Below are 12412 nucleotides of genomic sequence, written 5' to 3' on the forward strand. Positions count from 1 at the left end.
GTTGCAGACATCGGACCTTAGGCGGGTTGATTGCGCCAAAATTAGCTAAAAATTCCTGTAAAACAGGGTTTTACATAATATGATGTTGCATCATTTGCGGTGATTGATGGAACGAAGCTGGGCAGTTCATCGGCGCTGTTAATCATGCCCAAAATCAATTGTGCCGACAGCATGGCATCCACCGGTCGCAACGAACCATCGCCGATACCGTCACTGATGATAGATGCGAGCAAGTGAACAATTTGCTGGTATTTTTCGATGACTACAGCCTGCAAATTTTCCGGCAATGTTGTCAGCGCTGACATTCGAAGCAGGGCTTCACCGTCCTGCAATTGCAATGAGACAAGATGCGCGGCCAGCGTTGCGAGGGCTTGATATCCATTTGCCGAAACAGCTTCGGCTGCCAATAATGATTCTCGCATGATCGATAGGCTGCGATCAAAGCAGGCAAGGATCATCTCATCTTTGCTGCCCATATGATGATAAAATCCGCCCTTTGTTGTCGCCACTTCCGCTGAAATTTTGTCCACCGATGCGCCATGATAACCTTGACGGTTCATAAGCTTGGTTGCGGCGCACAGAATTGTCCCGCGCAGATCGGAAGGGGCTTGCTCCGACGTGATGAGCTTGATCGGGTCCCAAGGCACGCCTGTTGCGGCGACGCCATGGATTATGATGTCAGCTAGACGCTCGCAAACCTTTGGATATCGATCGGGTAACACGCCTATCAGCCAAAAGGCTGACCAGTGGCAATGGGCAAGGAGCAAATGGGCTTGGCTAGATAAAGCGAGGCGATTTACGTCATCTTGCGCATCGGAAATGAGCGCCCTCATATCGCGAAACAGAGCGACAAAGGCTGCATTGACCACTGGAGAATTCAGCGCGCGAACATCATTGAGGGCGGTTAATTCGTCTATCTCCCCCAATTTTGCGCGTCGGCGCAGGTCGAAAAAATGGGTGAGGAATTCTGAGGTGCGTTGGTCCGCCTGCGCAGCGTTGGAGGCCTCCGCTATCAAATGTTGAATGCGCTGGATTGCATCCAAAAAGCAGGCGGTGGCTAAATCCTCTTTACGGCGGAAATAATATGCCGACGCTTTGGGAGCCAAGCCCAGATCTGCTGCCACATCAGCTAGCACCATCCCACTGACGCCGCGTCGATTGATAATGCTGATCGCGGCAGAGACAAATTCGGCGCTCCGCCGTGCTTGTTTCGGTGTTTTTTGGTCACTCATGGCGTCGCGCGGCCCAATAGCCCAGCAGAGCCACCATTCCATGGGATATTGGCGGCTGCGCGGCGGATATCAATTTCATGATGGATTGACCATATTTCTGCGTTGGTATCACGTTCCAGTCGGGCACCATCGCTGAAAACCATGCGATGGCGTGATGATGCGGAAAAGCGTTTCCATTCATCGCCCCCGCGCGCCACGGGTTTACCCGTTGTGGCGAAGCTGACCCAATAATCACCAATGATGTTGGACATCGAACGATCTGCATCCCGAACCGCCATGCCTTGCGGGAAATTATCAAAGACATAAGCAATTTCAGCGGCGTGATGTGCGCCCAATCGCCGCATACCATGGCCTAAGGGCATGGCCCGTACCATATCTCCTTGCGGCGGATTTTGGGCGAAATAATAAAGATAGGCTGGCTGCCCTGCGCGATCCGAAGCACGTGCCCATTGCTCCATTCTCCAGCCAAATTCGCTATCGCGAAAGGCATTAAAGGTGGCTGCGGTTAAATCTGTATCAGGATATAATTTCAGCCAGCGTTGGGCCAAATCCCCAAAGCGTGCCTTTACATCGGCCCGATAAGCGGCGCTATTTTCAGCTGTCGGAGCGACGACATAATAATCGGACAGGCCAGACCCTTCATCTGCATTATACCCGACGATCGTGGGGATTTTATGCTGTTTTCCTTGTTCGAAAATATCTCGCACGGATTGCTGTATATAATGTCCGTCGATAATGGCCAAAGAGCCGTTGCTAGCGAAAGGAATTTCCGCCGATTTTGCCTGTACCTCCTCGGCGGTCATCGCGCGAAGCCTGCTAATATCCCCCTGCGCGACGGATTTCACAAAGCTTTGACCAACCTCATGGGCCGAGGGCATGCCGCCGATTGATTGGCTGCGATGGGGCATGGAATATAGATAGGCCCCACTTTGCGCTATGGCTTTGTGAAAAAGACCCTCTGCCTTGGGGCTGCTCATCAGCAAGCTGATCGCCCATGCGCCCGCAGATTCCCCGAAAATCGTCACATTATTCGGGTCGCCGCCATAGCTTGCGATATTCGCCTTCACCCAGCGCAGCGCCTCTATCTGGTCGCTTAAAGCATAATTGCCCGATGTTCCGTTGGGCGATTCCGCGCTCAGCGCAGGATGGGACAGAAAGCCAAAAATTCCCAAACGATAGTTGATGGAAACGACGACAACGTCTTTTAATGCCAAAGATGTCCCATCATAAATGGGCGCACTGCCGGTGCCACCGACAAAGGCTCCGCCGTGGATCCACAGCATCACCGGCTTTTTGGGGCCATCCTTCTTTGCTTGCGGTGCCCATATATCCAAATAGAGGCAATCCTCGCTTGATAAGCGGTTCGGTTCCCAAAAGAAGAAGGGCTGCTTCTGCCCGCTTTGGGTGATATATTCTGCTGGGGCTTCACCTTGGACACAGGCCGGCGCAGCTCGATCAGCCAGCCTTGGTTGTGTCCAACTTGCAGCGGGGTAGGCATCCCGCCAGCGCCGATCCCCCACAGGTGGTAAAGCATAAGGCAATCCGCGAAAGCGCTGGACTCGTCCGTCCGCGACAATATCGCCAATAACAGGCCCTTGGGGCGTGCTGATGGTGATATTTTGCGGCGCTTGTTGCGGTGCCGTTACGGCTTGTGGCGACTGCGCTGATGCTGCTGCGTGAACCATATTCCAGACGACCGGTACCAATAGAGCTAATTTGATTTTCGACGCCTGCATGGGCTTGATCCTTCTTGCAGGGCGCTGTGAAAGGGATATGCCCTTCCACAGCCCAATAATTATTGATAGCGGTAGCTTAAGCGCAGGCCGATGACGCGCGGGCGCAATGTGCCAAAGCGGTTGTAGCTGTAATTGGCGGGGTTAATGAAATTGATTGCCTTACTGTCGAGTAAATTCTCGGCATAAAGCGTTGCCCCCAATTGACCTTTGCTCCACCCAAAGCTGGCATCCACAACCTCATGTGACGGGATGATGTTATAAGTGGGGCTGGGGGTACTGGTTCCCGGCGTGTTGGGGAAGCTATTGGCAAAAGAGCCATTATGTTGAAGATCAATACGCGCCGAAAGCTCTCCACCATCAGCCAAGGCCCAAATGTGGCGGGCGTAGGCGTTGATCTTAAATTTGGGTGACGCCAATGGGCTGTGGAGCAACGCGCCAGAAATTAAAGATTGTTCTTCGGTGATTTTGGTGACTTTGGCATTTTGGATTTGGAAATTCACGCCCAAATCCAATCCGCCGGAAAGCTGCGCGGTTAGTTCGGCTTCTAGCCCGATCGAGCGGGATTTTCCGATATTGCCGACATATGGCGCGGTATCAGAGCTGCGGACGAGCGGAATCTGCATGTTCGACCAGTCGATATAAAAGGCCGCAAAATTGGCCTGAACGCGCCGATCGAACATACGAAGCTTGGCGCCCAGTTCATAGTTCCAAATGCTATCCCCAGCGGCGCTTTCCGGCACGATAGCAGGGTCGTCCGGATTAATCAGGCTGCGGCCATTATTTCCAGCGACAGTGCCATTGGGTTGCCCACGTCGAAAGCCTTTGGAGGCGGAGATATAATAGGTTTGATTTGCGTTGGGCAGGAAGGTCGCGACAAATTTGGGTGATACGCTCAGCTTATGACCGGTGCTGAATTTTTGGCGCAATTGCGGCGTCAGCGTGACATCGCTGGGATTGCCCATCAGGGCGCCGATCAACGCACTAAAGAAGTCGGGAGCGGTCTCGCCTTCGCCCGTCACTAAGGCTGAAAATTCGCTGTCTGTGATACGGACACCGCCCGTCAATTTCAAACGATCGCTGACATAAATATTGGCCTCACCAAATGCTGCCAATTCCACATTTTTCTTAATTTGAATGTCGTTGGAAAAGGTTGCTCCGGGCGCAAAGTTTGTTGGCAGGCCTGTTAAGCCGATGAAATCTGTGAAATCTTGGCTTAAATATTGGGCGTCGCGTTGCCGCGTTTTCTGGCGGAGAAAATAGCCGCCAATAACCCAGTCGAATTTCTCAGACGCTTTGGAGACGAGCCTAATCTCTTGGACTAAGCTTTTGGTGTTCACCTCTTCACGCAGGTGCAGGGGGACGCCAGGAACAATGGCTTCTAAATATAAATTCCAATCTGAGGGGGCGCTGGCCACGCTGGTGGACGAAACCAAATTGGCAAAGCCCAGATCATAATCGAGCCCCAAATTAGCCGTGCTCAGTTTGCTGTCGACGGCAAAGGGTTCGTCTTCAAATGATTTGCGGAAACCGCGATCAGGATCAAAAAAGGGCACATCGCCGTTAAAGCTTTTATTGATGCTGCCACTTAAATTGGCCGAAAAAGCATCGCTGGGTGTCCAGCGCAGCATTGCACGCAGACCCCAATCCTTGATCAAATTGCTATTTTTTACGCCGGTTCCAACATTGTCGATATAGCCATCGTCTTTCTTATATGTGCCAACGACGCGGGCGGCCAATCTATCTGAAATGATGGGCAGGTTGACCATGGCGGCTGCACGGCGACGATAGGCATCACCTTTTTGCACGCCACCATCCAAATCAACCCGTGCGTCGAACCCAGTGGCATCAGGCTTTTTGCTGATAAAACGAACCGCGCCAGCGAGGGAGCCAGAGCCGAACAAAGTCCCTTGCGGTCCACGGAGAATCTCGACGCGTTCAATATCATATGGTGTGATATCTGGCGTCACCACAGCAAAGCTGGTTAGCGGCAAATCATCGAAATAAATGGAAACGGAACGCTGGGCACCGACGCTGCTGGTCGTTTGTGAGGTCTCGATGCCGCGCATCGTTAATTTGCTGAAATTGCTACCGCCCGTCGCAATGACGCCTGGGACAGAGGCGACCAGGCTGTCATAATCAGAAACCCCTGTTTCGAGCAATGTATCACCCGTGAAGGCGGTGATACTCAGCGATGTTTTTTGCAAACTCTCTTCGCGGCGGTTGGCCGTCACCACAATTTCATCGACTGTCTCATAGGCCAGTTCATTCGCCGAGGCCGTGATCGAAAAACTAGCTACAGGGCAAATGGCCAATAGGCTGACGCCAGCCAAGCCGTTTCGCATAAACTTCACTGTCATAATATCCGCTCCCACCTTATCGGTCTGTAATTTTGATCAGACTCATATTGGTTGATGCTACGGATATCCTAAGTTTATGGATAATCAATAGCGGAAAATTGATTTGCGTTCATATTTTTTATCCAATCGGTATGTTCTGAATGTGCGCTGTAAAAAAGGGTCGTCTTCGAATTGGGCGGCGCGACGGCCGCCGACATCGTGAATTTTCACTCACTTTGGACGCTGGGCGAGAACAGGCCCCGTTGATATTTACGGGAGTGGAGCGGGGTATCCGCATCTCGGAAACTGGCTGGTGCGATAATATTTACGCTCTCCTTTCGAGCGATGTTCGCTCACCAGCCAAGCTTCTTTGCCCTGCAAGTGTAGGTTGCGGCGGAAGCAGATATGCTGTGGCACAGCATCAGCTATGCGAAGTCGCACGGCACAAAATCGGTTTCTTGGCCGTCCTTTGGGCCCTCGCTGCCCACGCGCCTGCCATGATTTCGCAGCTTGCTTTGCTATCCCGTCCATATTTCTCAGGTAACACGGAGCTGTTGGTTGGGATCGCCAAGGCGGGCCAAGTTGATATCCGGTAAATGTTGACTATTGGCGCGATGTTGCGACGAAACGGCTTGGGGTTCGACGCGATCCTGCGGCGCTATATCTGATAGATCTTAATCGCGTGTCTCGCCGCCGTTCGCGTGACTTTGCTGGATGATGTCGCGATAATGGGACGGGGTCATGCCTTTCCACCGCAAAAAGGCCTGTCGGAAGCTGTGGATATCTCGAAATCCGATGGAGAGCGCGATATCATCAATTGTGCGCCGCCCATCGCGAAGCAAGTAAATGGCCGCATCATGGCGGGCGATATCCTTGAGCGTGCGTATCGAACTGCCGTCCTCGGCCAATCGGCGGCGAATGGTGCTGATGCTTTGGCCCACCAAATTGGAAAGTTCTGTCGTGGTTGGGAAAGGCGCAAATCGTGCGAGCGACATATTATATATGCTGCGAATTCTGTCCCGTAGCGGCATTCCGACGGGAGGTGCCGCGATATATTCAAAAGGAAATTCCAGCAGCAGATTATCGAGTTCTTCAGGAGTGCGAACAATCGGCATAGCGAGCAGGGATTGAGAAAAGGAAATGTTGTTCACTGGCCCGTCAAAGACGAGATCACCGGCAAAAAAATCGGCCATTGCTTCATTGGCAAAGGCGGAACTATGCATCAACTGCACGTGAAATTCTTGGGGCGCGATACCCAGTAACCAAGCGTAAAATCGCGTAAAAATCGACATTCCCGCAAGGTCCGTAAGAAAGGCGCTGAAGCTTTTTCGGCGCCTAAGAGTATCGACCGTTACAATCGCAAGTGGGCCTGCCTCGGTTAGTTCAATCACCGAGATACGATCACCGCGCGTGCGAAAAAACATTGCCTGTCGTTCAATCACGTCCCGAAAGCTGCGGCAACTGATCACGCAATAACACATCAGCCGAAATTCGTCGGGATGCATTTGTGGTTTGTGGTCAAGGCGGCTCGAATGCCAGCCGATAGTCACGATGGATTCACGGTAAATTGCGATGCCGTGATGGCGGGGCAGGGTGTCCATTCCGCCTGCGCGATCCGTCATGCCTTCCAGATCCGCCATGCTGTATGGGACATGCGCCCGCATCAAAATGTCTGCAGGTTCCGCGCCAACGCGTGCCGCCGTCTGGAGCAAACGCAGGATGACGCTTGCGGTGATTTCCGCAACCGGCGACGGCCTCATGGCAAATTCCGCTTCATCCCTTTTTGATAGGGATAGGTTGAACGAAAAACCACCTAATATTGAACGAAATTCCTATTTCAGATGGGTGCGACGGCACTCTACACGATGGACAACAAAGCCGACGATAAACAGCGCACGCGGACCATGAGAGGAAGGCGCTTCAATGCATGATAAACTGACAGACGCGAATATATGGGCCCCGCCGCCGCGCCCCGAATGGCTGGCAACATTTCTTGATGAAACAAGAACATGGGACATGGGCGCTGTTGCGCCGCTGAACGCCGATGAACTCATTTCGACCGCCATGCAGCGCACCGGTCTGAGCGATTTCGGCGAGGATGATTGGCGCGAGCCGTTTGAAATTCTCGTCCGCGCGATTGAGGAAGAGGCCGAACTCCATGCCTTTGGTCGCTTGTGGACGCGCCACGAATTGCTGTTGTTTTTGGAAACCCGCCTGCAAATCGAGGCGGTGTTCAACGCCCATCCGGAAATTGAGGATGAAGAAATCAAGCAGCCGGTTTTCGTAACGGGCTTGCCGCGCTCCGGCACATCGATCCTGTTCGAACTTTTGGCTCAAGACAAACAGTTTATGGCACCCGCAAATTGGGAGTTTGTCTTGCCTTGTCCGCCCCCTGAGGCTGCGACCTATCGCACAGATCCGCGCGTTCCCCGCGCGCATCACCTCATCACCCAGATGGGGCGCGTGGCACTTACCTATCAATCGATGCACGAAATGGGGGCGTGGATTCCCAATGAATGCGGCGTCGCCTTTCGTTTGAGCTTCCGTTCGCAGCATTTGGCCGCCACATTTCAGGTGCCTAGCTACACCAACTGGTTATTTTCCGCGGACCAGGAGCCTGTTTATCGCTATTATAAGCGATTGCTGAAACTGCTTCAGTGGAAAAATCCGCGTGATCATTGGTTGCTCAAAGCACCAGAGCATCAGTCTTTTCTGCCGGTGCTGATGAAAATATTCCCCGATGCGCGGGTGGTGGTGACCCATCGCGATCCGGTCAAGGCCCAAGGTTCGGTGACCAATTTGATGGGCACCCTGTATTGGATGCGCAGCGACAAGGCTTTTGATGCCAAAGCGTTTGAAGAATTATTATCCCCTGAAGGCACGGCTGCGCGGCTGGAGCAGATGATTGACTGGATGGAATCTGGGGCCATAGCGTCGGATTTAATATCCAATTCCCGCTATTCCGACTTAGTCGAAAACCCTGTCGCCGCGCTCGAGGCGCTTTATGCAAAAATGGGCTTTCCCTTCACGGCGGAGACACGCGCCGCGGTTGAATCCTATCTGGCGAACAAGCCAAAGGGCAAATTTGGAGCCCATAAATATTCGGTAGATCAGCAGGATAGCACGCGCAGATTGTTTGATCGCTACCAGACTTATTTTAACGTACCCAGCGAGGATTAATCGAGTGACCAAGCCATATGAAAAAGATTTGCGCGAAGCCTGGGACCGGTTTTGTGACGATTTGAAATCCGCTGGCGATATTGCTTTGCGCGAAACGGCTTCTGACAATCCCGTGGACCGCGCGGCTGCGTTTCGATTGTTGTCGCGTAACATCGGCTTGGCGCTGGCCTTGGAAATGGAAAATAGCGACCCACTCCACCCCGAATTGCTTCATTATTTTAACCCCATCCGAAAACAGGGCGGCGACAATACGGACGCGCTTTATGTCGGCGGACCGATCAACGGAACCGACACCTATCGCATTTCGGGCAAGCGCGGAAGCTCGCTTTACTTCGGCGTGACGGTTGTTGAAAAAGGCGAAACACCGTGGGGCGGCGGCGTGGCTGGCACTTTGTTCGGTGATCAAATCCAGACCGACGAAGACGGCAATTTCGAACTATTCCTCAGCCCCGATCCGCAACCCGGCAATTGGATCAAGACCACGCCGGAAACCTTCCGCGTGACATTCCGCCAATTTTTCGCGGATTGGGAAGGCGAAAGCCCGATGGAAGCGCGCATTGACCGCTTGACCGGCGACGGTGCGCCGCCGCAATTGACCCCCGAACATGTGGTCAACGGGCTGGCTAGCGCGTCCCATTGGTTGAAATGGTCGATTACCTATTGGGCCGACATGATCGAAAAATGGAAGGTTCAGCCCAACAAGTTCCTGTCTTATCGCCAGCTTGATGACAATAAGATTGACGCGACACCGGGCGGCGAACCGCTGATCGCTTATTGGATGCTGCCGCCCGACGAGGCGCTGATCATTCGGGTGACGCCACCAAAGGCGCATTATTGGGCCGTCGAATTTGGCAATTATTGGTGGGAAACGATGGATTATCGCAATCGTTTGGCCAGCACCAATTGCCATCATGCCGTGCTGGAAGACAATGGCGAACTGATCGTGGTGGTTAGCCATACCGACCCCGGCCTGCCCAACTGGCTGGACCCATCGGGACATAGCGAAGGCTATATTACCTTCCGCTGGATGATGGGTGACACTTGCCCGATCCCGCAATGCCAGCAGGTGAAGCGTTCGGAATTATTCGCGCATCTGCCCGCTTCCATCAAGCAAATCTCGCCTGATCAACGCCGCGAGCAATTGGCCGAGCGTCGCCGCGGTGTGATCAAGCGCTTCAAATGGTAATATCGAATTGAAATCAGGTAATTAACAAAAAACAAAAAGGATTTGGTCAGATGGATTTGGGCTTAAAAGGTAAAACCGTGATCATCACGGGCGGCAGCGGTGGCATCGGTCATGGTTTGGTGACAGAGTTCGCCCGCGAAGGCGCCAATGTCATCTCCGCATCGCGGGATGTCGCAACTGGCGAAAAAATCGCCGCTCGGGTCAAAGAGCAGGGCTTTTCCGGCACGGTTCTGCCCGTGAAAACCGACGTTACCGACCCAGCTAGCATTGAAGCCATGCTGAAAGTGGCGCATGAGCATTTTGGTCCAGCAGATGTGCTGGTGAACAATGCGGGCGGTGTGGGCAGCACGCGTCCTTTTCATGAATTGGACGCCGAAACCCGCCGCTGGGAAATCGCCCTGAACATTGACGGCGTAGTCAATTGCACGCAAGCCGTGGCCAATGACATGTTGTCGCGCGGCGTGGGCAGCGTGATCAACATCTCCTCCAACTCGTCATTATTGGGCGAAGCTGCTCAGGATATTGTACATTATGGCGCGGTCAAAGGCTTCGTAAATAGCTTTACCAAGCTGCTGGCCTATGAATGGGGTCCGAAGGGCGTGCGTGTAAACACCATCGCTCCAGGCTGGATCGTACCCCACAAAAATGATGAAATTGCGGAAGGAAGCTTCTGGAATCGCTTGGAAATGGGCACACCCGAAGCCATGCAAGCGTCGCTGGAAGATGGAACTTTGTTCAATATGAGCAGTCTGCCGATCAAGCGCCTTGGTCGCCCTGAAGATATCGCCGCGCTCGCGATGTTCTTTGCGTCCGATGCCTCCAGCTATATTACAGGTCAGTTGGTATCCGTCAGTGGCGGCGTCTATATGCCCTAAGCTTGAGCGACTTAGCGGCTCTAAAACCTCATATATTCGTAACAAGCCTATCTGCGGGCGCCATGCTCGCAGATAGGCCGGCGTTAGCCCAAACCGTCTTCAACTGACAACCGCACGCCAGTGGCTTAGGTCCGGACGGTGAACTGATTCTGTGAAATCTCGCTATTGCGAATAAGTAGCAATAGTGTAGGGCATCACCAATGCTCCGCAATTCTGCTTCCCTATCGCGCCTTCTCATCAAGGAACGTCAAAGCTTGATCCGCTTTGCGCAGCGGATTGTGGGCAGCGCGACTGCGGCGGAGGATGTCACTCAAAATCTGTGGCTTAGAATTCAGCGCGTGGAGGATTATCCACCGATCATCAACAAGCGCGCCTATCTATTTCGCCTCGTCTCCCATCTATCGATTGATCATCTGCGTGCGCTTCAGCGGCATGATAAGCTTTTTCAAAGCGGGGAGGTTCATCCGGAGCTGGGCGACGGTCAGCCAGACGCGGAGCGACAGTTGCTAGACAAGGAACAATTGGTCCGGCTAGGCGAGGCCGTCGAGCAATTGCCGCTTCGCTGCCGCCAAGTGTTTCAATTGATTAAGGTCGATGAATTGACGATCAGCGCGACGGCAACCAGACTGGGCATCAGCCAAGATATGGTTCGCAAACATATTCGCCATGCGCTGAAACATTGTCATCAATATCTACGGGACAGCGAAGAATAAAAATTCGCCCCTGCACCTCTCATTATCTCTTTATCGTTCGTCACTATCACATGGGCCCATTTTCGTACGGCTTTGCATGACTGCGCTAGGAAAAATTTGATGAACAAACTTCCTGCTAGCAACAGATTATCTAGCGCGATTTCGGACGAAGCCGCACGGTGGATTGCTGACGGATTGGATGAAGGCCTGACAGAGGAAGCGGAACTGGCACGGGATGTCTGGCTCGCGGCGGACCCACGACATGCGCAGGCCTATGATGAAATGCGGGTGATTTGGGCGCAATTGGATTATGTGCCGATACATGTTGAAACACGCCAACATCGTTTAAAAACGAGCTGGCGTCGTCGCTGGCCTGTCGCTCGGAAACAAGGGAAAAGTCGATTCAAATTGCCTGTTGTCGGTACGTCGATGGCAGCCAGCCTGTTGTTGATGCTGTTGCCATTATCCGGCGACTGGGTGAACCAGTTGCGCGCTGATTATGCAACCGGCACAGGCGAGACGCGCGTCATTAGCCTCGCAGATGGTTCCACCGTGCATTTGGATACACGAACCGCGATACAGGTTGATTATCAGCCAGAGCGGCGCAGCATTCGGCTGTTGCAAGGAAAGGCCCTGTTTCAGGTTGCGTCCAACCCCAAACGACCCTTCACCGTGTTGTCCAATGAGGGAAGCGCCACCGCTTTGGGCACAGCATTTTTGGTGGCCGAAGAGGGTGGGGGCACCCTTGTTACCGTGACCGAGCATCAGGTGCGCGTCGATTATAAGGTCGACGGCCCGCATAACGCCGTTCTGAATGAGGGGCATGCCATTCGCTATGATCGACGGAAGGGTTTAGGTGATATTCAGGTGAGCAATAGCGTCAACGCTACGGCTTGGACTGATGGCGCATTGGTGTTCAACGATGCCCCCCTTGACGATGTTATTCAGGCTATCGGGCGCTATCATAGCGGGACTATTCATGCCTTTGGCAAGGCGCGTGATATTCGTGTCAGTGGTGTGTTTCGGGTGGATAATCCGGTTCTGGCTGTTGCGCAGCTGGAGCAATCCGTTGGCGTCAAAGTGCGCCGTTTGACGGATTATTTTATTTTCATCTCGAGCTGAAATTTTTTCGCTCTTATACCTCTCATTCCCCAAACCTCGCACGTCATAAATGC

Annotated in this window: 9 protein-coding genes; 5 read left to right on the plus strand and 4 right to left on the minus strand. The window is 53.1% G+C overall.

Annotated elements, in window-relative coordinates:
• Window positions 1–41: 41 nt before the first annotated feature.
• From LKO31_RS11890 to LKO31_RS11910, 4 genes are all read right to left on the minus strand, one after another.
• Window positions 42–1232 carry a TetR/AcrR family transcriptional regulator gene (locus LKO31_RS11890; protein WP_227690785.1) on the minus strand — a complete coding sequence of 397 codons (1191 nt, stop codon included), beginning with the start codon at window positions 1230–1232 and terminating at the stop codon, window positions 42–44.
• A complete protein-coding gene (locus LKO31_RS11895; protein WP_227690786.1) occupies window positions 1229–2968 on the minus strand; it encodes a carboxylesterase/lipase family protein in 1740 nt (579 codons plus the stop codon). The genes LKO31_RS11890 and LKO31_RS11895 overlap by 4 nt, the downstream gene beginning before the upstream one ends.
• A gap of 59 nt (window positions 2969–3027) precedes the next feature.
• Window positions 3028–5325, minus strand: a complete 2298-nt coding sequence (locus tag LKO31_RS11900) for a TonB-dependent receptor (protein ID WP_227690787.1) — start codon at window positions 5323–5325, stop codon at window positions 3028–3030.
• Between the two features lie 653 nt (window positions 5326–5978).
• Window positions 5979–7064: an AraC family transcriptional regulator gene (locus LKO31_RS11910; protein ID WP_227690788.1), complete on the minus strand. Its 1086-nt coding sequence runs from the start codon at window positions 7062–7064 to the stop codon at window positions 5979–5981.
• 163 nt (window positions 7065–7227) lie between these two features.
• Here LKO31_RS11910 and LKO31_RS11915 point away from each other — a divergent pair, with 163 nt between their 5' ends.
• From LKO31_RS11915 to LKO31_RS11935, 5 genes are all read left to right on the plus strand, one after another.
• Window positions 7228–8484, plus strand: coding sequence for a sulfotransferase family protein (locus LKO31_RS11915; protein ID WP_227690789.1), 1257 nt, complete (start codon window positions 7228–7230; stop codon window positions 8482–8484).
• A gap of 4 nt (window positions 8485–8488) precedes the next feature.
• A complete protein-coding gene (locus tag LKO31_RS11920; protein WP_227690790.1) occupies window positions 8489–9670 on the plus strand; it encodes a DUF1214 domain-containing protein in 1182 nt (393 codons plus the stop codon).
• A 50-nt stretch (window positions 9671–9720) separates the two neighbouring features.
• Window positions 9721–10545, plus strand: a complete 825-nt coding sequence (locus LKO31_RS11925) for an SDR family NAD(P)-dependent oxidoreductase (RefSeq protein ID WP_227690791.1) — start codon at window positions 9721–9723, stop codon at window positions 10543–10545.
• Between the two features lie 200 nt (window positions 10546–10745).
• On the plus strand, window positions 10746–11258 hold the full coding sequence (locus LKO31_RS11930) for an RNA polymerase sigma factor (RefSeq protein WP_227690792.1): 513 nt from the start codon (window positions 10746–10748) through the stop codon (window positions 11256–11258).
• 99 nt (window positions 11259–11357) lie between these two features.
• Window positions 11358–12359 carry a FecR family protein gene (locus LKO31_RS11935; RefSeq protein ID WP_227690793.1) on the plus strand — a complete coding sequence of 334 codons (1002 nt, stop codon included), beginning with the start codon at window positions 11358–11360 and terminating at the stop codon, window positions 12357–12359.
• The last annotated feature ends 53 nt before the right edge of the window (window positions 12360–12412 follow it).

It is taken from the genome of Sphingopyxis yananensis (genome assembly GCF_020687785.1).
Taxonomy (GTDB): domain Bacteria; phylum Pseudomonadota; class Alphaproteobacteria; order Sphingomonadales; family Sphingomonadaceae; genus Sphingopyxis; species Sphingopyxis yananensis.

Bases quoted from the DNA above. Each gene is read 5' to 3' on its own strand.
- LKO31_RS11925 (WP_227690791.1), top strand. From the start codon at position 9,721: ATGGATTTGGGCTTAAAAGGTAAAACCGTGATCATCACGGGCGGCAGC.
- LKO31_RS11895 (WP_227690786.1), bottom strand. From the start codon at position 2,968: ATGCAGGCGTCGAAAATCAAATTAGCTCTATTGGTACCGGTCGTCTGG.
- LKO31_RS11900 (WP_227690787.1), bottom strand. From the start codon at position 5,325: ATGACAGTGAAGTTTATGCGAAACGGCTTGGCTGGCGTCAGCCTATTG.
- LKO31_RS11910 (WP_227690788.1), bottom strand. From the start codon at position 7,064: ATGAGGCCGTCGCCGGTTGCGGAAATCACCGCAAGCGTCATCCTGCGT.
- LKO31_RS11890 (WP_227690785.1), bottom strand. From the start codon at position 1,232: ATGAGTGACCAAAAAACACCGAAACAAGCACGGCGGAGCGCCGAATTT.
- LKO31_RS11930 (WP_227690792.1), top strand. From the start codon at position 10,746: ATGCTCCGCAATTCTGCTTCCCTATCGCGCCTTCTCATCAAGGAACGT.
- LKO31_RS11935 (WP_227690793.1), top strand. From the start codon at position 11,358: ATGAACAAACTTCCTGCTAGCAACAGATTATCTAGCGCGATTTCGGAC.
- LKO31_RS11915 (WP_227690789.1), top strand. From the start codon at position 7,228: ATGCATGATAAACTGACAGACGCGAATATATGGGCCCCGCCGCCGCGC.